Genomic DNA, 24,868 nt, shown 5'->3' on the forward strand with positions numbered 1-24,868 from the left:
GGTCGAGTGTCGGGTCGGGCCGATCTGGCGGCTGGGGCCGGAGTGGGTCGATACCCCAGGCAGGCACACAGGCGATCGGCTCAGTAGCCGGTCACCGTGCCGTCTCCGTTCACCAGCAGGTTGGCCAGGCTACGGACGATCGGCAGCCCGGTCTCGATCTCGAGGTGCGCGAACTCCCCCCGCGGATCGACTTCGAGGAAGTAGTACTCGCCGTCGCGGGCGAGTCGAAGCTCGATCACCCCGAAGGACAGTCCCAGTGCACCCATCAGGGTGGCCAATGACTTGCTCACGCCAGCCGGCAAGTGTCCGACCGAGGCTTCCAGACGAGGATCGGCATGGTCGAGGTCCGGGTGCGACTCGGTGCGCACGGTCCATTCGACGCCGTCCACCCATACCACCCGAAAGTCGTAGGCGCCGTCGATATGGTCCTGAAACGTGGTCGGCGCCGACCGGATAGCGGCGAGCGTAGCGAAATCGGTCTTGGAGACGATTCGAGTCGGTGAGATCCCAGCGCAGCTGGCGCCGGGGCAGGTGTAAACAACAGAGCTGGGACGGGATTCGACAAAGCTGCGTGCCTCGTCCGGATCATTGGTGATCAGTGTTTCCGGCACCGCGAACCCGGCTCGTAGTGCGGTCTCGAGTTGGACGATCTTGCGGGTGGCGATCCGGTCGGCGCTGGGGTCGTTGATCCAGCGCGCCGGGATTGACCACAGCAGGCCCTGGACGAATGCATCGCACTGGGCTTGGCGAAAAGTGTTGTCCGAGGGGTGAACCCCAGTGGGCACGCGCGTGGGGCGTGGACGTCGCCACCATACCGACCGCATGTCGTCGAGGCCGATGCGATGCGATACCGAGCGTGCCGTACCGAGCCGGTCGAGCCGGAAGCTGGCCGACTCGCGCGGAAAATCACACAGATCGAGATGAATCGGATCGAGCCCGTGGTGTTCTCGCAACGTTGCCGCCATAGCCGTGGCGTGGAGATCGTCGGATTCGGACACGATCAGGACCGAATCTTTTCGGCGTGCAGGCATGCGTCCGCGGTTCAGCCGAGATCGTCGTCGTTGCTGCAGTGGTGGTCACCGTACGTGGACGATTCGTTCTGGTAAGAGGTATTCGTCCCGGGAAGGCGAATTGCGTCGGTCATCGCCGTCTCTCCGATCTGCTTACTATTTGCCACACCCCCGATTGTGTGAGTGATCATAGCGCGATTGTGGCCACGATCGGCAAGGATCGGAAGATTTCGTGGCTGGCGGCAAACCAGGTTTCGATCGGGACAGGACGGGTACTAGAGCAACCTCGCCGCGGTCGGACAAGACCGGATTGCAAATAGCTAGCAAACATTGTTGGGGTGGCGCCGGGAACCATAGCCCAATGATGACGGCTGTGCATCTGCACACTCGCGTCGCTACTACGGCGAAGACCTGGTCAGTGCTTCCGGCGCACCGATGCTTCGACGAGATCCAGGACCGCGGAAAGATTTTCGTTGGTGTGCCCGGAGGCGATGCGGGCGATCAGGCCGTCGAGGACGAGGTCGAGGTAGCCGAGCAGGACATCGGTCGGGACGTCGTCCCGTAATGCGCCCGCGGCTTTACGGCGCTCGAGACGGGCCAGTGTGGCAGCGGTCAACTCGGCGGAGCGCTGGGTCCAGCCGGCGCGGAACTCCGGATCGGTGCGAAGTCGTCGTGCGATCTCCAAACGTGTTCCGAGCCAGTTGAACTGCTCGGGGTGAGTCAACATATCCCGCATCACCTGCACGATGCCCTGATTGGCTGCAACGTCCGCCATGCGTTCGGCATCTTCTTGAGCCAGGGCGAGGAACAGTGCGTCCTTGTCCCGGAAATGATGGAAGATAGCTCCCCGGGACAGCCCGATTTCCTCCTCCAGTCTGCGCACCGTCGCACCGTCGTAGCCGAACTCGGCGAAGCAGCGGCGAGCCCCGTCGAGAATCTGGCTGCGCCGTGCGGCGAGGTGATCGTCACTGACCTTGGGCATCGGGTTCCTCCGAAGAAGGGGGTCACATGGCATGGCACGCGGTGGGCCGCGAAAGCGGAATGCGTGGGGGTCCGCGCCTCGCTGACGCGGTGCGCGGACCCCCACAACCGGCTCTACCGGTCGAACGCGGTTCAGCCGCGAATCATATTGCGCAGCACATACTGCAGGATGCCGCCGTTACGGTAGTAGTCGGCTTCACCGGGGGTGTCGATCCGCACCACCGCGTCGAAGGTGATCGTGTCGCCGTTCTCTTTGGTGGCGGTGACCTTCAGGGTCTTCGGGGTGACACCCTCGTTCAGTTGGGTGATGCCTTCGATGTCGAAGGTCTCGGTGCCGTCCAGCTTCAGCGATGCCGCGGACGTGCCCGCGGGGAACTGCAGCGGGACAACACCCATCCCGATGAGGTTGGAGCGATGGATACGCTCGAACGACTCGGTGATGACAGCCCGAACGCCGAGCAGTCGGGTACCTTTCGCCGCCCAGTCGCGTGAGGATCCCGAGCCGTATTCCTTGCCGCCGAGCACGACCAGCGGAGTGCCCGCAGCCTGGTAGTTCTGCGCGGCATCGTAGATGAACGCTTGTGGGCCACCCGGTTGCGTGAAATCTCGGGTGTAGCCACCCGAGACGTCGTCGAGCAACTGATTGCGCAGCCGGATGTTCGCGAAGGTACCGCGGATCATCACTTCGTGATTACCGCGCCGCGAGCCGTAGGAGTTGTAGTCCTTGCGTTCGACGCCGTTGGCCTCCAGGTACTGCGCGGCCGGAGTGCCCGGCTTGATGTTGCCCGCCGGGGAGATGTGATCGGTCGTGACCGAGTCACCGAGCAGGGCGAGTACTCGAGCGCCGGTGATGTCGGCGACCGGCTCCGGGGTTCGCGGCATGCCCTCGAAATACGGAGGCTTGCGGACATAGGTGGACTGCTCGGCCCAGTCGAAGGTCTTTCCCTCGGGAGTGGGCAGGCTGCGCCAACGTTCATCGCCTTTGAAGACGTCTTTGTAGTCCTCGAGGAACATGTCACGGGAAATGACCCGGTCGATGGTCTCCTGGATCTCCTGCGGCGAGGGCCAGATGTCCTTCAGGTAGACGTCGGCGCCCTCGGAGTCCTTGCCCAGTGCGTCGTGCTCGAAGTCGAAATCCATGGTTCCCGCGAGCGCGTAGGCGATCACCAGTGGTGGGGAGGCCAGGTAGTTCATCTTCACATCGGGGGAGATACGACCCTCGAAGTTGCGGTTGCCCGACAAGACCGCGGTCACTGTGAGGTCGTTGTCGTTGACTGCCTTGGAAATCTCCTCGGGCAACGGACCGGTGTTGCCGATGCAGGTTGCGCAGCCGAAAGCGACCAGGTTGAAACCCAGTTTGTTCAGATACGGCCACAGGCCGGCCTTCTCGTAGTACCCATCCACGACCTGTGAGCCCGGCGCCATAGAGGTCTTCACCCAGGGTTTGCTGGTCAATCCCTTCTCGACTGCGTTGCGTGCGAGCAGGGCCGCGCCGAGCATGACCGACGGGTTCGAGGTATTCGTGCAGGACGTGATCGAGGCAACGACCACCGCACCGTGGTCGAGTACGAAGTCACCGTACTCTTCGCTGCTCACCCGGACCGGTTTGGACGGTCGGCCCTCCGAGCCATTGGCTGCCGACATCGGCACGGCATCGTCGTCGGCGAAGGAGAGCGCGGCTGGATCGCTGGCGGGGAAGGACTCCTCGATGGCCTCGTCCAGGTGTGAGTGCGGCGTGCTCGCGGCCGGACCGCTGACCTCGTCGTTGGTGTAGTTGTGAATATCCTTGCGGAAAGCGACCTTGGACTCCGACAACAGAATGCGGTCCTGCGGTCGCTTCGGTCCGGCAATCGACGGCACCACGGTGCTCAGGTCGAGTTCGAGGTATTCGGAGTAGGCCGGCTCGTTGTCCGCGTCGTGCCACAGGCCCTGCTCCTTGGCATAAGCCTCGACCAGTGCGACCTGCTCATCGGTGCGACCGGTCAAGCGCAGATAGTCGACGGTCACCTCGTCGATCGGGAAGATCGCTGCCGTGGAGCCGAATTCGGGGCTCATATTGCCCAGGGTCGCGCGGTTGGCCAGGGGCACTTCGGCCACGCCTTTGCCGTAGAACTCCACGAACTTGCCGACCACGCCATGCTTGCGCAGCATGTCGGTGACCGTCAGCACCACGTCGGTCGCCGTCACGCCCGGCTGGATTCCGCCGGTCAGCTTGAAGCCGACCACCCGCGGAATCAGCATCGAGACCGGCTGGCCGAGCATGGCGGCTTCGGCCTCGATACCGCCGACCCCCCAACCAAGGACACCGAGACCGTTGACCATCGTGGTGTGCGAGTCGGTGCCGACACAGGTGTCGGGGTAGGCCTGGGTCCGGCCTTGCTGGTTGTCGCGGACCATGACGACTCGGGCCAAGTGCTCGATATTGACCTGGTGCACGATACCGGTGCTCGGCGGGACGACCTTGAAGTCGTCGAACGCGGACTGGCCCCAGCGCAGGAACTGGTAGCGCTCGCCGTTGCGTTGATACTCGATGTCGACATTGCGTTCGAACGCATCCGCGCGGCCGAACACGTCGATGATGACGGAGTGGTCGATGACCATTTCGGCGGGGGCGAGCGGGTTGACCTTGTCCGGGTCACCGCCGAGTGTCGCCACGGCTTCGCGCATAGTGGCGAGGTCGACGATGCACGGCACGCCGGTGAAATCCTGCATGATGACGCGAGCGGGCGTGAACTGGATTTCGGTGTTCGGCTGCGCTGTGGGATCCCAGTTCGCGATGGCGCGAATGTGATCAGCGGTGATGTTGGCGCCGTCCTCGGTGCGAAGCAAATTCTCCGCGAGGACCTTCAGTGCATAGGGGAGTTTTTCGGTGCCGGGCACGGCAGAGAGGCGGAAAATCTCATAGGAGTTGCTCCCGACCTCGAGGGTGCCCTTGGCGCCGAAAGTATCGATACTTGTCGTCACGTCAGCTCCACTCATCTGTGAGGGTGGCCGCAGGCGGGGCTGTGCCGGCGGCCGAGTCTTCGGAGGTGTTCCGGCAGCGCTGGGCGCCGGTTCCTCGAGTCACAACCTTAACAGTACGCTTGTCCTGTGAAACGCCAGGGGGCGGTTCGGCGTGCCGTGCATCGATAATGCGACACTCCGTCGCGTACTGTGCATTCGAGCCAGCAAGAAGGACCTGCTTCGCCCTGCTGCGCTGGATGCCCGTCGCTTCGGACGCAGACACCGACGCGGCTCGACAGACCGGATGGAAGATGACCGCCCCGCACACCTCGGTTTTCACCCCTATGGCAGCCGAATTGCCGCCGAATGTCACAGCGGACACGGTGGTGGCGCTCACCGCCGACCTCGCCGACGATCACGTTGCGACATTGACCGGTAGGGACGAGGAGCAACTCGCGGCGATCGCTGCCGACGCGCGATCGCAAGGGATCCCGCTGAACATCGTCGTCATTCCTGGAAATCCGGGACACGATTCGAGTCTGCGTGATCTGGCTACCGAGGTGGGCAAGACGCAGCAGGGCACAGTGGTCGTGCTCAGCGACGATTGGGTGGGCACCTACAGCGACACGGTCAGTCGGGTGCGGCTGGAGTGGGCCGAAGACGCCGCGAAATATACCCAGGGCGCGAGCGCGGAGGCGGCGGGCAACTTCGTCGAACGGCTGGTGACGCCGGAACCGATGTCCTGGACCGCGATCACCTGTGCCGTGTTGGCGGGGACCTCGGTTGTCATCGTCGGCTTGGCTTGGGTGAAAGCCCGCCGGACGTCGGAAGGTCCGCTCGGTTCGGATTGACCGATGAGATCGGCCGGTTTCATTGGCGTTTGCCTGGTCGCGCGGTGGCCCGGTGCGCGCTCTGACGGGGTGGCCACGTGTGGGCTGCCGCGGGCGGCTCGGTCCCCTGCGAGTGCCCGCATACCCCGAACCTGGCCGAATCCGGCAATCCACCTCTCGTATGCGGTAGCTGCAGCCGGCGCGACTGTCGGCACCGCATGCGGCGACGGTTGGTTTGTGACGGTTCGTATGTGCTGAGCGGATATCCACGCTGCCAGAAGGCCACACCAGCACTCATAGAGCTAATTTTTGGATTGTCAGTCCATGCTCTCGAATAGGCGATTGCGCAGTTATAGCTAGTTTCTAGCTATCTCCAATTCGATGGCATGTCATTTTGTCGGTTCCGTCCTGCTGGAGCCGGAAATGTCGTACCGTTCGAGTGATCTCTGCTGGCGATAGGTATTTTCGGAGCTCCTTCGTTGGGCATGGTATGTCGCTGTCTGCCCGATGCCCTGAGTGCATAGCCGGAATCCGGTCTGCTGGAGGTGGAATGCGCAACAGCGGCGAGTTAGCTGATAAGAACTCACGATTGATAGCTGTTGGATTGCTCTACCTCAGTGTCGTCCTGCTTTCCGCCGGATCTGTCGCCGCAGTTCCGCCTCCTCCGCCCAATCCCAGCGACAGTCGGATCGCGGCCGCCGCCGCGCAGGTCGACGCGGCCGTGGCTGAGGTGGGCGGGTTGATCAATCGGGTCGCCGAAGTCGGCCAGCAGTTGCGTCGCCTCGATGAGGCGTTCGCCCAGCGCCGCGAAGCGGTCAACAAGGCACTGGTCGATCTGCAGGTCGCGCGGGACGCCGCGGACGTGGCCGCGGCCGAGGTCGTCGCGACACAGCGCGCATCGGCCGATGCTGTGCTGCGTGTGGGAGCGGCGCGCGATGACTTCGACCGGTTCGCCGCTCAGGTCTACACCCGACCCAGCGCCGGCTCGCTCGTCGGCTATCTCACGGTGGCCACCCCGGGGCAGATGGTGGATCGCGCGCAGCTGCTCGGCGTGGTCGCCGAAGACCGCAAGCAGGTGTTGGAGGGCCTACGCCGGGCGCATATCGAAGCAGCGAACACCAATGCCAGCGCCCGCAGAGCGAAATCGACCGCGGACGCCGCCGCCGCTGCTGCCACAGCACGTAAGCTCCACGCCGAACAGGCGGCCGCTGCAGCGGCAGCTCGCTTTCACCAGTACAGCGCGCAGCGAGACGAACTGGTACATACCCGGCACGATGCGCAGCGTCGGTTGGATCAGGCCCGGCGTCACGTGGCCGGACTGCGCGATCAGCGCAGTGCGTTCGAGGCATGGGATGCGCAGCGTGCCGCAGAAGAAGAGGCGTTGCGCGTCGCCGCTGCGGCCGCCGCAGCGCGCTCGACTGCCGATCATGCCGCGCATGATCGTGCTGCGGCCGTGGGGACCGGTAAACGGCCACACACCCAGTTCGAGGATGCCCCGCGGCCTGGGCTAAGCCTGCCACGATCGAAACCACCCGCGGTTCGCGGCGCGGCGGCAATCGAGGTCGTGGTCGACCGAGCGTTGTCACAGCTGGGTGTCACCTATGCCTGGGGTGGTGGCGACGAGGTCGGGCCGACACTGGGCATTCGCGATGGCGGTGTGGCCGACAGACACGGCGACTACGCCAAGACGGGATTCGACTGCTCGGGGCTGATGGTCTATGCCTTCGCGGGTATCGGTGTTGCGTTGCCGCACTACAGTGGCTATCAGTACACCGCGGGTGCGCGGGTGCCGGTTGCCGACCGAGAGCGGGGCGACATGCTGTTCTGGGGACCCAACGGCAGTCGGCACGTCGCGTTGTACCTTGGTGACGGAACGATGGTCGAGGCGCCGCAGTCCGGCGACGTGGTCAAGGTCTCGCCGGTCCGTGAGGACGGCATCATGCCGTATGCGGTGCGAATGGTCCCTTGACCCGGACCGATGGCCGCCGTGAGCATCGGACGATCCGTATATCGGAAGGCGTAGGCGGGCATCGAATTCCCGTCGCGCCGGGTCCGGTTGCGGCACTGCGGGGCGAGACCTGGAATAGTTGTGGCAGCACGCACAGGACCAAGGCGAAAGCGGGGATGTCGGTGACTTCGATGGAGGGTGTGGGCGCAGCGAACTCGGCGACGGAGACGCCTCCCTCCGTACCGGCCCCCCTCGGGCGTGATGTCGAGGTCCTGGAAAAGGCGATCTACGAGGTCAAGCGAGTAATCGTGGGCCAAGATCACCTGGTCGAACGACTGCTCGTGGGTGTTCTCGCGGGTGGTCACGTGCTACTCGAAGGCGTTCCGGGTGTTGCGAAGACGCTCGCCGTGGAAACGTTTGCCACAGTGGTCGGGGGTTCGTTCGCCCGGGTGCAGTTCACCCCGGACTTGGTACCGACCGATCTCATCGGTACCCGTATCTACCGGCAGGGCCGTGAAGAGTTCGACACCGAACTCGGACCGGTGGTCGCGAATTTCGTCCTTGCCGACGAGATCAACCGCGCGCCCGCGAAGGTGCAATCGGCCCTGTTGGAAGTGATGGCCGAGCGGCATGTGTCGATCGGTGGCAAGACCTACCCGATGCCGAAGCCGTTCTTGGTGATGGCGACGCAGAATCCCATCGAGAGCGAGGGGGTGTACCCCCTGCCGGAGGCGCAACGCGACCGCTTTCTGTTCAAAGTCGTCGTCGGCTACCCGTCGGTGGAGGAAGAGCGCGAGATCATCTACCGGATGGGCGTGACTCCGCCGGCAGCGACTCGGATACTGCAACCGGAAGATCTGATCCGTTTACAGAAGGTTGCGGCCAACACGTTCGTCCACCACGCGCTCGTCGACTATGTCGTGCGTGTGATTGCGGCCACTCGCGCGCCGGCCCGCTTCGGTATGGACGATGTGGCGAGTTGGATTTCCTACGGCGCTTCACCCCGTGCCAGCCTGGGGATCATCGCCGCAGCGCGCGCGGTCGCACTCATCCGTGGTCGCGACTATGTCGTCCCACAGGATGTCATCGAAGTCATCCCCGACGTCCTGCGCCACCGGTTGGTGTTGTCCTATGACGCACTTGCCGACGAGGTGAGCCCGGAAGACGTGATCAAGCGGGTGTTGCAAACCGTCGGCTTGCCACAGGTCGCGCCGCAGGCGGTCGCGCCGGGCGCAGCCGACCCCCGAGGCGCGGCGCAGCAGCATCCACCGGCGCAGCAGCACTCGCCGCAGCCGCCGGTTACACCCGCGCCGCCGAATGGGCAGCCCACGCGGCCCGTGGGCACCATCCCGCCGAAGTGACCTCGACATCGGATACGGTGGGGGCGGTGTCGATGTCTTCGCACGCCCCGCCGTCCTTCCAGGCAGGCGCGTTGGCCGACCCGCAGTTGTCGGCGGCGCTGAAAACTCTCGAACTCACCGTGCGCCGCAGGCTGGACGGCGTATTGCACGGGGATCACCTCGGACTGATCCCCGGCCCCGGTTCCGAGCCGGGTGAGGCGCGCGCATATCAACCCGGTGATGATGTGCGCCAGATGGATTGGTCGGTCACGGCGCGCACCACCCACCCACACGTGCGGCAAATGATCGCCGACCGGGAACTGGAAACCTGGCTCGTGGTGGACTTGTCGGCCAGCCTCGACTTCGGTACTGCTGCTTGCCAGAAGCGGGATCTCGCGGTTGCCGCTGCGGCTGCGGTCACATATCTGACCGGCGGTGGCGGCAATCGGATCGGCGCGGTGGTGGCCACCGGCGAGCGCTTGGTCCGTATCCCGGCCCGCAGCGGGCGCGTCCACGCCCAGTCTCTGCTGCGCATGATCGCGACCACACCGCACCCACGTGACGGCGTGCGCGGAGACCTGCGCAGCGGCATCGAGGCGCTGCGCAGGCCGCAGCGCAAACGAGGACTCGCGGTGATCATCAGCGACTTTCTCGGTGATATCGGCTGGCAACGGTCGCTGCGCGCGATCTCGGCAAGGCACGATCTGCTCGCGGTCGAGGTCCTCGACCCGCGCGACCTCGCGCTACCCGACATCGGTGATGTGGTGCTGCACGATCCGGAAACCGGGCGAACACGTGAGTTCAGCGTGACACCCACGTTGCGCGCCGATTTCGCTGCTGCCGCGCAGCATCATCGCCAGCGGGTCGAACAGGCCTTGCGCGGCTGTGGCGCTCCGGTGCTGCCGCTGCGAACCGATCGAGATTGGATCGCCGATGTCGTGCGGTTCGTCTCCACCCGGCGCCGCAACTTCGGCGCCCCGACCGGGCGGGTGCCGCATCAGTGAGTATTTCGCATTTCACCGCACAGATCTGGCTGGGATTCCTGGTTGTCATTGCGCTGATCGCGCTCGGCTACGTTGTGGTACAGCGCAATCGGCGCAAACACATGTTGATGTTCACCAATCTGGCGTTGCTGGAAAAGGTGGCGCCGTCGCGACCGAGTCCGTTCCGGCATGTCGCGGTTGCGTTGCTGTTGACCGGTTTGGTGTTGTTGACCGTCGCCGCTGCAGGGCCGACGGCGATCAAGAAGGTGCCCCGCAACCGCGCCACCGTCATGTTGGTGGTGGACGTGTCACTGTCGATGGAAGCAACCGATGTGGCGCCGAATCGTATCCAGGTCGCCCAGGAAGCGGGCAAGGAGTTCGTCGACGACCTGCCGGAAGGCGTGAACATCGGGTTCGTGACCTTCGCTGGAACCGGCTCGTTGTTGGTGTCACCGACGACCGACCACGACGGGGTCAAGGCTGCGATCGACAATATCAAGCTGGCTCAACGCACCGCGACGGGGGAAGGGATTCTCACTGCGTTGCAGGCGATCGATACCCTGGCCACCGTGCTCGGTGGGGCCAGTGAGCCACCCCCGGCTCGTATCGTGCTGATGTCGGATGGAAAACAGACCGTGCCCTCGATCGATGACATCAACAATCCGAGTCACGAGTTCGTCGCGGCTCGCTTGGCCAAGAGCAAAGGCATTCCGATCTCGACGATCTCCTTCGGCACCGAATGGGGGACGGTCGAGATACCGGATTCCGAGGGCGAGCTCTCCCGCGCGCGTGTGCCGGTCGACGACGAGTCGTTGCGCAAGATAGCGGATCTGTCCGGGGGCGAATTCTTCAAAGCGGCGAGTCTGACCGAACTCACATCGGTATACGACACTCTGGAAGAGCAGATCGGGTACGAGTCGATCATGGGTGATGCGAGTCGGCCATGGCTGCTACTGGGCCTGTTGGTCACCGCGAGTGGGGTGGTGGCCGGCCTGCTCTACCGTCAGCGGCTGCCTTAGACCGGGCTGGCACCCGGTCGCGGGCCGAAGGTCGTCGCAGGCCGAGGACCGCCGGGTGGGCCGGTCGTGCCGACCGATTCGCACCAGGTAGGTTCTACCCCATGTCGAATATCACATCTCGGTCGGTCCTGGTCACCGGCGGCAACCGCGGCATCGGTCTCGCGGTGGCGCAGCGCCTGCTCGCCGACGGCCACAAGGTGGCCGTCGCCCATCGTGGGTCGGGCGTGCCGGATGGTCTGCTCGAAGTGAAATGCGATGTGACCGACAGTCAGTCCGTAGACAATGCGTTCACGGAAGTCGAAGAACGTCAAGGTCCGGTCGAGGTTCTGGTGGCCAATGCGGGCATCACCGACGACACGTTGTTGATGCGGATGTCCGAGGATCAGTTCACTCGGGTTGTCGACGCCAATCTGACCGGCGCGTTCCGTGTGGCCAAGCGAGCCAATCGGGCGATGTTGAAGGCACGGTGGGGTCGGCTGATCTTCCTCGGCTCGGTCGTGGGCATGTACGGCGGCCCCGGGCAGGCCAATTACGCAGCCTCCAAGGCGGGCTTGCTCGGCTTGGCGCGTTCGATCACACGGGAACTCGGCTCGCGGGCGATCACCGCGAATGTCGTCGCACCCGGGTTCATCGAGACCGACATGACCGCGGACATCGGGGACAAGTTCCGTGACATGGCACTGCAAATCACCCCGGCACAGCGAATCGGTCGGCCGGAGGATGTCGCTGCCGTGATCAGCTTCCTGGCGTCGGAGGACTCCTCTTTCGTCTCCGGCGCGGTGATCCCGGTCGACGGCGGAATGGGCATGGGTCACTGATCCGCTACACCTCGGCTACATCACCTAGCGCGGCCGGACACGGTCGGCGTGACAGTCACTATGCGAATTTTCAGGAGAACCGAGAACTTATGGGCGGACTGCTCGAAGGCAAGACCATTCTGGTTACCGGCATCATCACCGACTCGTCGATCGCATTCCATGCGGCGACGGTCGCGCTGGAGCAGGGCGCGAAGCTGATCATCACCGGTATCCCAGGGCGGCTGCGCCTGGTCGACCGCATCGCGAAGCGCTTGCCCCAGCCGGTTCCGCCTGCCATCGGACTGGACGTCACCGACGAGCAGGATCTCGCTGCGTTGACCGATACGGTGCGAGAGATGGCGCCCAATGGACTCGACGGGTTGTTGCACTCGATCGCGTTCGCGCCTCCCTCTCTGATGGGTCCGGATGCTCGACCGTTCCTGGATGGGCCGGGTCCCGACGCGGCCAAGGCATTCGAGATCTCGGCGTGGAGCTATGCCTCGTTGTCCCGGGCGATCCTTCCAGTGATGAACGAAGGCGGGTCCATCGTCGGCTTGGACTTCGACCCGCGCACTGCGTTGCCCTATTACAACTGGATGGGTGTGGCCAAAGCGGCGCTGGAATCGGTGAACCGATATGTGGCGCGGGAAGTGGGCGCGGCCAAGAGGATCCGCTCCAACTTGATCGCCGCCGGTCCGATCAAGACCTTGGCGGCCAAGGCGATCGCGGGTACCGCGACCGACGACGCGGTCAAACTGAACCAGCTCAACGCCTATTGGGATGGTGCGTCGCCGATCGGCTGGGACGTCGACGATCCCACGGTGGTGGCGAAGTCGATCGTGGCGCTGCTGTCCGATTGGCTGCCGGGCACAACGGGCTCGATCGTGTATGTCGACGGTGGAGCCAGCCACAACACCTGGTTCCCCGAGAACACGCTCGGCTGAGCCGAACTCGATAGGAGATACCGTGGCGCGGACTGCCGAGGCATTGCTGTGGCTGTCCTTCGGCGGCCCGGAGCGGCCCGAAGACGTCATGCCGTTCCTGGAGAACGTCACCCGAGGTCGTGGAGTGCCCCGCGAACGACTCGATGCAGTCGCTGGGCACTATATGCACTTCGGTGGCGTTTCACCGATCAACGCACTCAACCGGGACATGATCGCGGCGGTCGAGGAGGAACTGGTCGCGGCAGGACTGACCCTGCCGGTCTATTTCGGCAACCGCAATTGGCACCCCATGGTGGAGGATGCCGTCGCACAGATGTCGGCCGACGGTATCGGCTCCGCGCTGGTGTTCCCGACCTCCCCGTGGGGCGGATATTCCGGTTGCCGGCAATACCACGAGGACATTCTCAGGGCGCGTTCCGCCGTCGGTCCGAACGCTCCGGAGCTGATGAAGGTACGCCAATACTTCGACCACCCGCTGCTGGTCGAAGCGTTCGCCGACGCGATTCGCGCGGCTCGAGAGCAGCTGCCGGCCGGCTGCCGCCGCCGAGCGCGACTGGTGTTCACCGCTCACTCCGTCCCCGTGGCCGCGGATGCTGCCGCCGGCCCGCCCGCGGACGGGGGAGGACTCTACAGCCGCCAAGTGGCCGAGACGGCGCGACTGTGTTCCGCCGCAGCCGGATTCACCGACTACGACCTGGTATGGCAGTCTCGTTCCGGTCCTGCGCAGGTTCCGTGGCTGGAACCGGATATCGTCGATCACCTGGACGACATCGCGGCACACGGTGCCGCCGCCGTGATCGTCTGTCCCGTCGGCTTCGTCTCCGATCACCTCGAAGTCGTGTGGGATCTGGACAATGAGGCCGCCGACAAGGCTGCTGCACTCGGCATGCAGTTCGTCCGAGCCGCCACGCCGGGCGCCGACCGGCGCTTTGCGAAGTTGGTCGTCGAACTGATCGCCGAACAACTGAACGAGGCAATACCTCGTCGTCTCGGCGACGTCCCAGGATACGGCTGCACTTGGAACGGCGCTGCGTGCGCACCGGCCTGTTGCGCCGCGCCGCCTCGTTCGGGGGCAGGGACGTGACGTTGCCGCACGGCGAATGGTGCCTGGCAGCGCACATGTTCCGGGGCGTGGCATGCTGTCGGCCGGCTCGTTACCGAGCACTGTAGAACCGAGCGGAGCTCGGGCGGGCGCTGCGCCGGCTACCGGTGTCGGCCGGCCGAAGCATGCACCGCGACGAGCCGGGCAGCGCGGATCGCATCCCACAGCGGGCGTAGGAGTGATTCCTGTGCGCCGGTCGCGCTGGCCGAGGTGGGTGCGGACGCCGGTTCTCGCTGCGCGACCGCCAGGATCGCCGCGACATGGTCGGCAGTATCCAGGATGCGGCGGGCGCGCAACGGAATCGAGTCCGGATATCGGTGCCGGGAGTAGTCCGCGAGTTCGGCCTCGATGAGAGTGCGCGGATCCGCTTCGGACACACCGACGATGGTGGTGTGCAACTCCATCAGCGCGTCGGCAGCATCGCGGACCGCTTCGCGCATGGCGTACTCGGCTTCACCGAGCGACAGATCGGCGGTGGGCGCAGGGGGAACAGGGGTGTTGTAGACCGCCCACTGCAGTGTGCCTTCGTCGACTCGCTGTGGAATGAGACCGGTGCCGTCGGCGCCGGGGACTCCGATCAGAACACCTTCTTCGGCGTCGATTGCATCGGCGGCGAATGCGGTACCGGTGGGGACTCCGCGTACGTCTCCTGGGATCGGGAGGACCAATCGTAGCTGAGCCTCGGGGCGCGACATGGTCTGGCGAATCAGCGTGAGCAGCGCTGTGACTCCACTTCCGGACGGGTTTCCGTGTGCCGACCACGGCAGGTCGGTGCGGCCGCCGGTGAGCGGATCACCCGCTGTGATCGTGTGCCTCGGCGCCCACGCGTGCAGAGCCGCCAGAACGTCGTCGGGCGCACTACGGCCGGCCAGCCACGAACTCGCCCACACCGTCAGTGTCGCGCTTGGAGAACACATATCTACCGAGCATAAGGGGTGGGCGCTACCAGTGGGCATCCATGCGGATGCGCGTTCGATGAGGGCCGCGTGCGCTGCGATGCGCACCAATGGGACGACTGGCTGCGGGTCAGCGATCGTCCGGATCCAGCGCGGCGCGGTGGTGCTCGGGTTCGGTGACGAAGTCGATGAGGCGCTCCACTGCTCCGATCAGCGGGGCCTGTAGGTCTCGGAAGGACGTGACCGCCTGGTATACCCTGCGCCACCCATCCTGTGGGGTGCCCCAGCGCAGCCGTGCACAGACACCGGTCTTCCAGTCCTCCCCGCGCGGAATCTGCGGCCACTGTTGGATGCCGACGCTTTCCGGGCGCACCGCCTGCCAGATATCCACGAAAGGGTGTCCGGTCACCCTGACGTAGGGCCCGAGTCCGGTGGTCGACCGGGTTTCTTTGGTGCCGGCCAGCAAATGGTCGACGAGTACCCCCACTCGGCGGCCGGTGCGCGGCTCGAACTCGGCCAGTCGCATGGCCAGGTTGTCCAGGCCGTCGAGCTGTTCGACCACCACGCCTTCGACGCGCAGATCGTGGCCCCAGACGCGTTCGACGAGCGCGGCGTCGTGCACACCCTCCACCCAGATGCGGCTGTCGCGGGCGACTCTTGCACGCAGACCCGTCACCTGGGTGGATCCGGAGGCGGAGCGTCGGGTCGGTTTCGGCGGGGTCGCCGTGGGGCGGATCAGCGTCACCGCAACGCCGTCGAGGAGGAATGCGGCCTCGCGCAGCGCGAACAGGCGTACCGCGCCGCGAGCGTCCTCCAGCTTCACGAACTCGCCGTCGTAGCTGCGATCGAATCCGACCACGGCGCCGCAGAATCCCGTGGCGGCGTCTTCGACAACGAGATCACGGTCGGCGACGATGGTGGGTACCGGTCGCTTCTTCGATCGGGGATGCCCGGAAAAGATGTCGTCGTACCTGTTGTGCCCGCTCACGTACCTGAAGTTAGCACCGGTGCTGCGGATTTCGCGGGCGGTGGGACCCGTGACGTCGATGAGGACTCGGGTTCGGATAGTGACGGGTTCATGCCCGGGACCGGGGTTGCGCACTACAGTGGTGGTGTGGTCGCATTGCTTTGGCTGGTTGCGGGTATCCTGCTGGCGGCGGCGGAGATGCTCGTAGGGGACTTCACGCTGTTGATGCTCGGTGTCGCCGCGCTCGGCACCGCTGGGGTCAGCGCGGCAACCGACACCTCGGTCGTCGTGGATGCCATCGTCTTCGCAGTGATCTCGGTCGCGCTCCTGCTCGGTGTCCGTCCGATCGTTCGACGTCGCTTCGGAACCGCACCGCCGACGCCGACCAACGTGGACGCGCTGCCGGGCAAGACAGCGCTGGTGCTCGAGCAGGTCGCCGAGCATTCCGGCCAGGTGAAATTGGGCGGGGAGGTCTGGACCGCGCGGCCGATGGACGCCGGCGAGGTGTACGAACCGGGTTCGACCGTATATGTCATGGAGATCGACGGTGCAACAGCCGTCGTCTGGAAGGGGCCGTAATGGGTGTATTGATCGTCGCCGTTGTCGTCGTCTTGTTGGTCGTCGTGGTGATGTTCAAGTCGGTTGCGTTGGTGCCACAGGCCGAAGCCGCGGTGATCGAGCGTCTGGGCCGATATTCGCGTACGGTCTCGGGTCAGCTCACCTTCCTGGTTCCGTTCGCCGACCGGATCCGAGCCAAAGTGGATTTGCGTGAGCGGGTGGTGTCGTTCCCGCCGCAACCGGTGATCACCGAGGACAACCTGACCCTGCACATCGACACCGTGGTGTATTTCCAGGTGACCAGTCCACAGTCGGCGGTGTACGAGATCAGCAACTACATTGCCGCGGTCGAACAGCTGACGGTTACCACACTGCGCAATGTCGTCGGTGGTATGTCGTTGGAAGACACTCTGACATCCCGTGACGCGATCAACGGTCAGTTGCGTGGCGTGCTGGACGAGGCCACCGGGCGCTGGGGGCTGCGAGTTGCGCGAGTCGAGCTGAAGAGTATCGATCCGCCGCCGTCGATCCAGGAGTCCATGGAAAAGCAGATGAAGGCCGACCGGGAGAAGCGCGCCATGATTCTCACCGCGGAGGGACAGCGCGAATCGCAGATCAAGTCTGCCGAAGGTGCCAAGCAGGCTCAGATTCTCTCCGCCGAGGGCGCCAAGCAGTCGGCGATTCTGTCGGCCGAAGGTGAACGACAGAGCAATATTCTGCGCGCACAAGGTGAGCGCGCCGCGGCCTACCTCCAGGCACAAGGGCAAGCCAAAGCTATCGAAAAGGTTTTCGCCGCCATCAAATCCGGCAAGCCGACGCCGGAACTGCTTGCCTATCAGTACATGCAGACGTTGCCCATGGTGGCTCGCGGGGATGCCAACAAGGTGTGGCTGGTGCCCAGCGATTTCGGTAAGGCGCTCGAGGGGTTCGCCAAGAGCTTCGGAACGCAAGGTGCGGACGGTGTTTTCCGATACGAACCCCCGAGTTCCGATGACTCGGAAACGAAGCAGGCAGACGACTCCGAGGTGGCGGAGTGGTTCGACACCGCATCGGACCCGGCTGTGGAGCGCGCGGTGCGTGACGCCGAAGCTACGGCTCGTACCTCGGCCCACGGGGCGGCGCAGGACAGGCCGTCACCGGGAAGCGAGCCCTCCCCGCATACGCAGGTTCTCCCGCCGCAGTGACCTCTACCCGGAGTCTGCGACACGCCGGGACATAGGATCGGTGTGTGCGTGAATCCGGGACGACCGATCCAGTGCGGCGGCTTGCGACAGTGCTCGCCCTCGCGGACTCACGGCTTCCTGTCGGAGGGCATGTGCACTCCGGTGGTGTGGAAGAAGCTGTAGCCTCCGGCTCGGTCCGCGACGTGGCGACTGTCGAGCTGTATCTGCACCGTCGTATCCGGACTACGGGTTTGGTGACGGCTTCGTTGGCTGCGGCCGTGTGTGCGGGCGATCTCGATCAGGTACGGGCCGAAGCGGAAGCCGACGCGCGGACCCCCGCCCCGGCCGCCCGCGCTGCCTCCCGGGCACAAGGCAGGGGACTGGCGCGCCTGGCCAGACAGTTGTGGCCGCAGCAGGATTGGTCGCAGCTGGGTGCGACACCGCACCTGTCGACGGTCTTCGGCGTTGTCGGCGGGGCCGCTGCACTGACGCCTCCAGAGATCGCGGGCGTGGTCGTCTACACCACACTCACCGGAGCAGCGACGGCCGCCCAGCGCTTGTTGGCCTTGGACCCTGCTGCTATCGCCGGGTGCACGATCCGCCTCGCCGACATCTGCGACCAGGTTGCCGCACAGGCGGTGATCGGCTTGGCAGCGCTGTCGGATCCACTACAGGACGCGTTCGCCGAGCGGCATGTACGCCGTGAGATGCCACTGTTCGCCAGCTGAACCCACAAAGCTCAGAGAGTAGGAGAGACCCCATGCCCCCGCATCTGATCGACGGTGAGCCGCACGACCATGGTCACGACCGCCCCAAACGGACCCGTACTCCCGGTGAGCCACTGCGCATCGGCATCGGTGGTCCGGTCGGTTCGGGCAAGACCGCATTGGTGGCGGCCTTGTGTCGGCAATTGCGTGACGAGTTGTCGCTGGCGGTGCTGACCAACGACATCTACACCACCGAGGACGCGGACTTCCTGCGTAGACACGCGGTGCTCGCGGATGAACGAATTACCGCCGTCCAGACCGGTGGTTGCCCGCACACTGCCATCCGTGACGACATCACAGCCAATCTGGACGCCATCGACGACCTCGTGGCAGCCAATCCTCCGCTGGCTCTGATTCTGGTCGAATCCGGAGGTGACAATCTCACCGCGACCTTTTCTTCCGGCCTGATCGACGTGCAGATCTTCGTGGTCGATGTCGCGGGGGGTGACAAAGTGCCGCGCAAGGGTGGTCCGGGCGTGACGTTCTCGGATCTGTTGGTGGTCAACAAGACCGATCTGGCCCCAATGGTCGGAGCGGATCTGAACGTGATGGCGGGCGACGCTGCGCGGGTGCGGGGGGATCGGCCGACGGTGCTGATCTCTCTCACCGAGGATCCGGCGGCGACACCGGTGCTGGCGTGGGTGCGTGAGCAACTGCGTGTGCTCGCCGAGCAGGATCGGTCGGCCACCCACGAATCCGCTGTTGCGCACTGAACTGCGGATAGTCGCCACCCGATCGGCGCTTCCGGAGATTCATGCCCGTGGTGCGTTGTCGGCTCGCCGTACCGGCCGACGGACCGTCCACCTCATCGGCGCCGCGGCTGCACCGCTCGGTGGTGACGAGATCGATGTCGTGGTCGTGGTTGCGCCGGGTGCCGAGTTGGTGGTTCGCTCGGTCGCGGCGACCCTGGCCTTACCGAATAGCACGACACCGCTGTCGCTCGGGCGCTGGTATTTCGAGGTCGGCCACGGCGGGTCGCTGGACTTCGATCCGCAGCCGATGATCGTCGCCGGGGGTGCACAGCACCATGTGAGCACCACCGTCCGTGTGGCGTCGGATGCGCGGCTGCGCGTGCGTGAACGGGTGCAAATCGGCCGCACCGGCGAGGACGGGGGTCGGTGGGAGGGCGATCTGGTCGCCGACATCGAGCAGACGCCGCTGTTGCGTCACCGGTTGGAGCTGGGCGCCGGCACAGCGGCCGACGATGCGCTGTCCGCCGCCCGCGCACTGGACAGCGAACTCGTGTATCCCGACGAGCGCCCCGTGGCAACAACGGGTTTGACGCGAACCCGGCTGCCTCTGGCTGCCGGAGGCAGCCTGTTCACCCATATCGGTACTCGGCTCGCCGAGTGATCGGTGGCGGCTCGTGGTCCCGACGTGTCGCCACCACCATCACGAGCGCCTGGCTCGACATATTGCGCACACCGACAGAAGGGCAGGCTCGGCGGCATCGTCGGCCCACCCTCTGTCACCCATCGCCGGCCTGCCCAGCTAGTTGCTGACAGTTCGCGGAGGTGCGCTGAGTGCGTGTGCAGCACCGAGGGCGCCGCCGATACCTGCGCCGATGGCGGTCAGTGGGACCGCCATGAGCGCCGCGCCGTATACGGCTCCGATCGGCGCGGCCGCGAGGCCGATCGGCATGAACGGCAGACCGATGGCCAAGCCGAGGCCTCCGCCGGCCGCAGCGCCGATCAGGGCGAAGGGGCTCGAGAACGCCGCGCCGGCGGCGGCGCCGATCGCTGCGGCTCCGATGGTCTGGCCGGCGACACGGTCGGACCGGGTGCGTTCCATGCCCACCGAGTCGAGGAACGTCGCGAGGCCGGCCTCCGCGGATGCAGCACCATCGTTGATCTGGATGGCTTGCTCCCGGTTGAGCCAAGCCGGCGAGTCGACCTGCACGTCACCGAAGCGCAGCTTGCCGGGTGGCGGCGCGATCGGTGGGACCGGAGCCACCCGAACCGGCGCATGCAGCACGTCCACCGGGGCCAGGTACGTCTTGTCCGGGATCGGGCGCGCCCATTGCAAGGAGCTGAGCGTGTCGTGCGGAATCTGTCTACCTTCGTAGGGACGCACATTGGGAGCTACCGCCGCAGGCCAGGGTGCAGACGGGTCCGACGGCCCTGCGGGAGCGGGCAGGTCGGTGCCGATCGCTGGATGCACCGCGGCATGTACCGCCGCCTCGATGGTCGCCTGGATGTTCTGCCCCATCAGGGACGGCCCCGCAGCGGGATCGGGCTCGGCGTGCGCGGTGCCGGATCCCACCAGTGCGAGGACCAGGGGCACCGCTCCCGCCGCGACAATCGGGCTCAACCGCTGTCGCCGTGAAAGAGGTGCTCTGTGCCTACCTGTGCCCATGGATCACCTTTCATCCGGAAGCGAGACTTCGACGCCCCACATTCGGATACGCAGGCGACCCGGATTGGTCGAGCGGACCACGACGGACCGCACGAATAGTAGCCATTGATTTGCTGATTGCGTCAGCCTGTCGCAGTATCGGTGGCGGCGCGATTCGTCGCGACCCGGTTGGCGGTGGCCGCGCCGAGCGCTGCGGCGACGCGCTCGGCGTCCTCGTCGCCGGTACCGACGGCCTCCAGTGCCAGGCGCGCGAACACCCATTGCTCGGTAGCAGCCATCTGTCCTCGACTGCGCCCGAGGAAGGTGACGAACCACTGGATGATGGTGATGATTCGACTGCGGTAGCCGACCAAGTAATACAGGTGCAGGGCCAGCCACGCCAGCCATGCGATGAATCCGCCGAACTCCAGCCGGCCCACTTGGCATACCGCACTGAATCGCGAGATCGTGGCCATACTGCCTTTGTTGAAATACTTGAACGGCTTTCGATCCCGAGGCGTTCGACCGCGTAGACCTGCGTGGATCTGCCGCGCGGCATAGGTCGCCCCCTGGATGGCGCCTTGGGCCTGCCCCGGTACATCGGGCACCGACATCAGGTCACCGACCACGAAGACATTCGGGTGGCCCTTGATGGTCAGATCGGGCTCGACCACGACCCGGCCCGCGCGGTCGACCTCGGTGCCGGCGGACTGTTCGGCGAGCATCTTGCCCAATGGACTGGCCTGCACCCCGGCGGACCAGACCTTGCACACCGACTCGATGCGCCGGACCGTGCCGTCGGCATCGCGCACCGTCACGCCGGATGCGTCCACATCGGTCACCATGGCGTCGAGCTGGATCTCCACCCCCATTTTCTCCAGGCGCCGTTGGGCCTTGCCGCCGAGCTTGGGCCCCATCGGTCCGAGCACGGCGCCGGCGCCCTCGATCAGCACGACCCGAGCGTCGCGCGGATCGATGTTGTGGAAGGTGCCCTCCAATGTGCGGTCGGCGAGTTCAGCTATCTGACCGGCCAATTCGACGCCGGTTGGGCCGGCGCCGACGACCACGAAAGTCAGCAGGCGGTCGCGCTGCTTCTGCGTGGTGGCCAGCTCGGCCAGCTCGAACGCGCCGAGGATGCGTCCACGCAACTCGAGCGCGTCATCGATGGTTTTCATACCGGGCGCGTAGGTGGCGAAATGATCGTTGCCGAAGTAGGACTGTTGGGCGCCGGTTGCGACGATCAGGCTGTCGAACTCCGTCACTGTGTCCTGGTCGAGCATGCGCGAGGTGACTGTCCGTGTGTGCAGGTCGATTTCGGTGACCTCGCCGAGCAGCACCTGGGCGTTCTTCTGTTTACGTAGCACCAGTCGCGTTGCGGGTGCGATCTCGCCGACGGACAGAATTCCCGTTGCGACCTGGTAGAGCAGCGGCTGGAACAAATGTGTCGACGTCTTGGAGATCAGCGTGACATCGACGTCGGCGCGCGCGAGGTGCTTGGTGCCGAACAAGCCGCCGAATCCCGAGCCGATCACCACCACCCGGTGACGACCGTTCTCGACAGTCTGAGTGCTCATCGTCCTGCTCCTCGATGGACTTGACAGCCGTCCATGGACGGTTCTTGACACGCCAACGGTAGCTGCCGCCCACGGCGACGGCACAGCGAGCTCCACGTCGCGGTCCTGGAGGTGTCAAAGCTCGAGATGAACGCGGATCTGCAGAAGCGGCCCCCAGTCGACCGCGAGCGTCTACTATGGAGGCTATTGCCTCAGGAGGGTTGCCATGGTATTGGGTGACCACACAGTCGGCCGTGAGTCCGGCATGTGGACCGAGTCGGAGAATGTCGCGCTGATCGAGGCCCCGCACACGCATCCGATCGATCGGGCGTTGGGGTTGCTACCGGAGAGGCGTCGGGTGCTGGCCACACCGCCGCCCGGTAGCCGCACTGTTGCCGTGCACGGGGACGGTGGCCTGCCCTATTTCGGACGGGTGCTGCATTTCATGCGTTGGGGGCCCGCGGAGCTCATGCAGCGCTACCGGCGTTATGGACCGGTCTCGTTGCACACTTCGCTGGGAGTGGATCGAGTTCTGGTGGCCGGCCCGGAAGCATTGGAGGAGGTGCTCGGCCACAGACGTCGCGATTTCGGTCAGGGGTGGGACTACTTCATCGGTCCGTTCTTCCGGCGCGGACTACTCCTGCTGGAATTCGATGAACACAAGTTCCACCGTCGGATCATGCAACAGGCATTCACCAGACCGCGGCTGGATGCGCATCTGGCGGCCCTGATCCCCGTGGTGCGCACCAGTGTCGCCCGGTGGGTTCCACCCGATCGCACCGACCGCACCGTGCGGCTGTATCCGACGATGAAAGAACTGACGCTCGATATCGCCGGCGAGAGCTTCATGGCGGTCGATGTCGGAGCGCAGCGGCGACAACTCATCGAGGCATTCATCGATTGCACCCATGCGGGGCTGTCGATCATTCGGCATCCCGTGCCCGGAGGTAACTGGCGAGCCGGACTGCGCGGCCGAAAGGTGCTCGAAGAATACTTCACCACGATGCTGCCCGAAAAGCGCAAGACCGAATCGCCGGACCTGTTCTCCGGACTCTGTCACGCGCGCAGTGAAGACGGTGGCGTCTTCGGTGACGCGGACGTGGTGAACCATATGATCTTCCTGATCATGGCCGCGCACGACACCACCACGACAACGGCCACGGCAGTCGCCTATTACCTGGGCAAGCATCCGCAGTGGCAGCAGCGCGTACGTGCCGAGGTCCTCGATATGGATCATCGACTCGGCGATGCGCTGCCCACGATTGCCGACCTGGAGCAGTTGCGCGACTTGGATCTGGTGATCAAGGAAAGCCTGCGCCTGATGCCCCCGGTTCCCGGATTGTCGCGTCGCGCAGTTCGTGACACCGAGGTCGCCGGCCACTTTATTCCTGCAGGTGCGCCGGTCGACCTCGGCTATCAAATCGATCATCTGTTACCCGAACTGTGGACTCGTCCGGAGCAATTCGATCCCGAGCGCTTCGGTGAGCGCCGGCGTGAGGACAAATCACACCGGCTGGCATGGATGCCGTTCGGTGCCGGCGCACACAAATGCATCGGAATGCATTTCGGCACGTTCGAGGTGAAGGTGGTGATCGCCTCCCTGGTGCGGGAATACGAGTGGCGGATCCCGGGCGAATACCGAATGCCGTGGGGATTCAGCTCCATTCCGTTCCCCAGGGACGGCGCGCCTGTCATGCTGCGCCGTCGGGCGGCCGACTGACCGGACGCCGACCGGATCAGCGTCCGGCGAGGAGCATCTCGGCGACTGTGGTGTCGGTCTCCGCTCCGTCGGTGTAGCCACCCGCGTCACCCAGTGCAGTCATGATGGCCAGGGTGTAGCGTTCGCCGGGGCCGGCGAAGCCGACGGAGTTGACCACCCAACCGCCCTGTTCGGCGGACCAGCCGTTCTTCAGTCCGGGGCGCATGTTCACCCCTGCTCCCCATACGCCCCAGTGCTGGTTGGCATCCACCGCGCGCATGCGATGCAGCAGATAGTCCCGGTCCTCGGGGTGCATTCTGGTCAGCACGTAATCCATCAGCCGGTCGAGATCGGCGGCGGTACATTTCTGGAACGACCAATCCGGGAACAGTGCGGTATTGGTGGGTTGGGGGATCAACGAGGTCATCCCGAGGGCCTGAAAGGCATTGTTGAATGCCATGCGGTCGATCCCAGAGTATTTCGTCCACAGCTGATCGGCGGCATAGTCGTTCGAGGTGGCCAGCATCGCTTCCAGTAGGCCGCGGTCATCGGGCGACAGCACGATCGCGCCGACACGCGCCCGGTTGAGCAGGTCCACAGCGATCGCCAGCTTGATCGTCGATGCGGTCCAGACCGAAGACTCCGCATGGGCATTGGCGTAGGTTCCGCCCGAGACCCGGTCGCGCACAACGTAACCGGTCACTCCGGGACGAGATTCCAGGTAAGCATCGACCGTGGCGATACGTTCGCTCATATCGCAGTCGAAACCGGGACGACACCCTTGGATGTGCGCAAGCGGCGCGGCGTCCGCGGCAGGGGTGACGGGCAGACTCGGAACGACAATCGCTGCGGCGGCCAGGAAGCAGGCGCAGGCCGCCGCGCGGGGAATGGTTCGAGTGACGGGAGACGGGTTACGCACGAAATAGCACGATCGCACACAATGGGGCCGAACGCACATCGTGGGCTGGATGCGCGATGGTGTCGATGAGTGTTTGCATACCTGCGCCACAGTGCGTTTCGCGTATCGGTTTCCC

Annotated in this window: 23 protein-coding genes; 14 read left to right on the forward strand and 9 right to left on the reverse strand. The window is 65.1% G+C overall.

Annotation, left to right across the window (positions count from 1 at the left end):
* Positions 1–80: 80 nt before the first annotated feature.
* The 4 genes from K940_RS0105800 to K940_RS0105815 form a co-directional block, all read right to left on the reverse strand.
* Complete coding sequence (locus K940_RS0105800) at positions 81–998, reverse strand: hypothetical protein (protein ID WP_028476766.1); 918 nt, start codon at positions 996–998, stop codon at positions 81–83.
* 44 nt (positions 999–1,042) lie between these two features.
* Complete coding sequence (locus K940_RS33905) at positions 1,043–1,177, reverse strand: hypothetical protein (protein WP_255342575.1); 135 nt, start codon at positions 1,175–1,177, stop codon at positions 1,043–1,045.
* Between the two features lie 248 nt (positions 1,178–1,425).
* Positions 1,426–1,992 carry a TetR/AcrR family transcriptional regulator gene (locus tag K940_RS0105810; RefSeq protein ID WP_028476767.1) on the reverse strand — a complete coding sequence of 189 codons (567 nt, stop codon included), beginning with the start codon at positions 1,990–1,992 and terminating at the stop codon, positions 1,426–1,428.
* Between the two features lie 131 nt (positions 1,993–2,123).
* Positions 2,124–4,970: an aconitate hydratase gene (locus K940_RS0105815; RefSeq protein WP_155980752.1), complete on the reverse strand. Its 2,847-nt coding sequence runs from the start codon at positions 4,968–4,970 to the stop codon at positions 2,124–2,126.
* A 221-nt stretch (positions 4,971–5,191) separates the two neighbouring features.
* On the opposite strand from K940_RS0105815, the gene K940_RS0105820 reads away from it, so the two are divergent.
* The 8 genes from K940_RS0105820 (at position 5,192) to K940_RS0105855 (ending at position 13,879) form a co-directional block, all read left to right on the forward strand.
* The gene (locus K940_RS0105820; protein ID WP_231390258.1) at positions 5,192–5,785 is read left to right on the forward strand and encodes a DUF6676 family protein; all 594 of its coding nucleotides are present in this window, start codon (positions 5,192–5,194) and stop codon (positions 5,783–5,785) included.
* 529 nt (positions 5,786–6,314) lie between these two features.
* On the forward strand, positions 6,315–7,733 hold the full coding sequence (locus tag K940_RS0105825) for an NlpC/P60 family protein (RefSeq protein WP_028476770.1): 1,419 nt from the start codon (positions 6,315–6,317) through the stop codon (positions 7,731–7,733).
* Positions 7,734–7,903: 170 nt separating this feature from the next.
* On the forward strand, positions 7,904–9,073 hold the full coding sequence (locus K940_RS0105830; protein WP_081706176.1) for a MoxR family ATPase: 1,170 nt from the start codon (positions 7,904–7,906) through the stop codon (positions 9,071–9,073).
* A 32-nt stretch (positions 9,074–9,105) separates the two neighbouring features.
* Positions 9,106–10,056, forward strand: coding sequence for a DUF58 domain-containing protein (locus K940_RS0105835; protein ID WP_036527681.1), 951 nt, complete (start codon positions 9,106–9,108; stop codon positions 10,054–10,056).
* Positions 10,053–11,054 (forward strand): VWA domain-containing protein, encoded by a 1,002-nt coding sequence (locus tag K940_RS0105840; RefSeq protein ID WP_028476773.1) that lies wholly within the window; start codon positions 10,053–10,055, stop codon positions 11,052–11,054. The genes K940_RS0105835 and K940_RS0105840 overlap by 4 nt, the downstream gene beginning before the upstream one ends.
* 101 nt (positions 11,055–11,155) lie before the next feature.
* Positions 11,156–11,872 carry a 3-oxoacyl-ACP reductase FabG1 gene (gene fabG1 / locus K940_RS0105845; RefSeq protein ID WP_028476774.1) on the forward strand — a complete coding sequence of 239 codons (717 nt, stop codon included), beginning with the start codon at positions 11,156–11,158 and terminating at the stop codon, positions 11,870–11,872.
* Between the two features lie 89 nt (positions 11,873–11,961).
* Positions 11,962–12,795, forward strand: a complete 834-nt coding sequence (gene inhA, locus K940_RS0105850; protein ID WP_028476775.1) for an NADH-dependent enoyl-ACP reductase InhA — start codon at positions 11,962–11,964, stop codon at positions 12,793–12,795.
* 22 nt (positions 12,796–12,817) lie between these two features.
* Positions 12,818–13,879 carry a ferrochelatase gene (locus K940_RS0105855; RefSeq protein WP_051406911.1) on the forward strand — a complete coding sequence of 354 codons (1,062 nt, stop codon included), beginning with the start codon at positions 12,818–12,820 and terminating at the stop codon, positions 13,877–13,879.
* A 119-nt stretch (positions 13,880–13,998) separates the two neighbouring features.
* Here the strand turns inward: K940_RS0105855 and K940_RS0105860 are convergent, their stop codons facing one another.
* Both K940_RS0105860 and K940_RS0105865 read right to left on the reverse strand, forming a co-directional pair.
* The gene (locus K940_RS0105860; protein WP_028476777.1) at positions 13,999–14,814 is read right to left on the reverse strand and encodes a hypothetical protein; all 816 of its coding nucleotides are present in this window, start codon (positions 14,812–14,814) and stop codon (positions 13,999–14,001) included.
* A 109-nt stretch (positions 14,815–14,923) separates the two neighbouring features.
* Positions 14,924–15,781: a DUF3097 domain-containing protein gene (locus K940_RS0105865; RefSeq protein WP_028476778.1), complete on the reverse strand. Its 858-nt coding sequence runs from the start codon at positions 15,779–15,781 to the stop codon at positions 14,924–14,926.
* Between the two features lie 126 nt (positions 15,782–15,907).
* Here K940_RS0105865 and K940_RS0105870 point away from each other — a divergent pair, with 126 nt between their 5' ends.
* The 5 genes from K940_RS0105870 to K940_RS0105890 are packed head-to-tail and all read left to right on the forward strand — an operon-like array spanning position 15,908 to position 19,601.
* Entirely contained in the window at positions 15,908–16,339 is a 432-nt protein-coding gene (locus K940_RS0105870; protein WP_028476779.1) for an NfeD family protein, read from the forward strand.
* Entirely contained in the window at positions 16,339–17,502 is a 1,164-nt protein-coding gene (locus K940_RS27085) for an SPFH domain-containing protein (protein ID WP_231390259.1), read from the forward strand. Before K940_RS0105870 ends, K940_RS27085 begins: the two co-directional genes overlap by 1 nt.
* Before the next feature lie 44 nt (positions 17,503–17,546).
* The gene (locus K940_RS0105880) at positions 17,547–18,209 is read left to right on the forward strand and encodes an urease accessory protein UreF (RefSeq protein WP_369797469.1); all 663 of its coding nucleotides are present in this window, start codon (positions 17,547–17,549) and stop codon (positions 18,207–18,209) included.
* A 32-nt stretch (positions 18,210–18,241) separates the two neighbouring features.
* Complete coding sequence (ureG, locus tag K940_RS0105885) at positions 18,242–18,961, forward strand: urease accessory protein UreG (protein WP_028476781.1); 720 nt, start codon at positions 18,242–18,244, stop codon at positions 18,959–18,961.
* Positions 18,951–19,601: an urease accessory protein UreD gene (locus K940_RS0105890; protein WP_028476782.1), complete on the forward strand. Its 651-nt coding sequence runs from the start codon at positions 18,951–18,953 to the stop codon at positions 19,599–19,601. The genes ureG and K940_RS0105890 overlap by 11 nt, the downstream gene beginning before the upstream one ends.
* 138 nt (positions 19,602–19,739) lie before the next feature.
* On the opposite strand, the gene K940_RS0105895 is transcribed toward K940_RS0105890, so the two are convergent.
* On the reverse strand, positions 19,740–20,558 hold the full coding sequence (locus tag K940_RS0105895) for a hypothetical protein (protein WP_231390260.1): 819 nt from the start codon (positions 20,556–20,558) through the stop codon (positions 19,740–19,742).
* 167 nt (positions 20,559–20,725) lie between these two features.
* A complete protein-coding gene (locus K940_RS0105900) occupies positions 20,726–22,156 on the reverse strand; it encodes an NAD(P)/FAD-dependent oxidoreductase (RefSeq protein ID WP_028476784.1) in 1,431 nt (476 codons plus the stop codon).
* Positions 22,157–22,361: 205 nt separating this feature from the next.
* On the opposite strand from K940_RS0105900, the gene K940_RS0105905 reads away from it, so the two are divergent.
* Positions 22,362–23,855 carry a cytochrome P450 gene (locus K940_RS0105905; RefSeq protein ID WP_028476785.1) on the forward strand — a complete coding sequence of 498 codons (1,494 nt, stop codon included), beginning with the start codon at positions 22,362–22,364 and terminating at the stop codon, positions 23,853–23,855.
* 16 nt (positions 23,856–23,871) lie between these two features.
* Here K940_RS0105905 and K940_RS0105910 read toward each other — a convergent pair whose 3' ends face one another.
* Positions 23,872–24,753, reverse strand: coding sequence for a tat pathway signal sequence (locus tag K940_RS0105910; protein WP_231390261.1), 882 nt, complete (start codon positions 24,751–24,753; stop codon positions 23,872–23,874).
* Positions 24,754–24,868 lie beyond the last annotated feature (115 nt).

Source organism: Nocardia sp. CNY236, assembly GCF_000482385.1.
Lineage (GTDB): Bacteria > Actinomycetota > Actinomycetes > Mycobacteriales > Mycobacteriaceae > Nocardia.

Coding starts and splice junctions, on each gene's coding strand:
- K940_RS0105900 (WP_028476784.1), bottom strand. CDS start 22,156: ATGAGCACTCAGACTGTCGAGAACGGTCGTCACCGGGTGGTGGTGATC.
- K940_RS0105835 (WP_036527681.1), top strand. CDS start 9,106: ATGTCTTCGCACGCCCCGCCGTCCTTCCAGGCAGGCGCGTTGGCCGAC.
- K940_RS0105815 (WP_155980752.1), bottom strand. CDS start 4,970: ATGAGTGGAGCTGACGTGACGACAAGTATCGATACTTTCGGCGCCAAG.
- fabG1 (WP_028476774.1), top strand. CDS start 11,156: ATGTCGAATATCACATCTCGGTCGGTCCTGGTCACCGGCGGCAACCGC.
- ureG (WP_028476781.1), top strand. CDS start 18,242: ATGCCCCCGCATCTGATCGACGGTGAGCCGCACGACCATGGTCACGAC.
- K940_RS0105860 (WP_028476777.1), bottom strand. CDS start 14,814: ATGTGTTCTCCAAGCGCGACACTGACGGTGTGGGCGAGTTCGTGGCTG.
- K940_RS0105830 (WP_081706176.1), top strand. CDS start 7,904: ATGGAGGGTGTGGGCGCAGCGAACTCGGCGACGGAGACGCCTCCCTCC.
- K940_RS27085 (WP_231390259.1), top strand. CDS start 16,339: ATGGGTGTATTGATCGTCGCCGTTGTCGTCGTCTTGTTGGTCGTCGTG.
- K940_RS0105825 (WP_028476770.1), top strand. CDS start 6,315: ATGCGCAACAGCGGCGAGTTAGCTGATAAGAACTCACGATTGATAGCT.
- inhA (WP_028476775.1), top strand. CDS start 11,962: ATGGGCGGACTGCTCGAAGGCAAGACCATTCTGGTTACCGGCATCATC.
- K940_RS0105905 (WP_028476785.1), top strand. CDS start 22,362: ATGGTATTGGGTGACCACACAGTCGGCCGTGAGTCCGGCATGTGGACC.
- K940_RS0105820 (WP_231390258.1), top strand. CDS start 5,192: ATGCCCGTCGCTTCGGACGCAGACACCGACGCGGCTCGACAGACCGGA.
- K940_RS0105810 (WP_028476767.1), bottom strand. CDS start 1,992: ATGCCCAAGGTCAGTGACGATCACCTCGCCGCACGGCGCAGCCAGATT.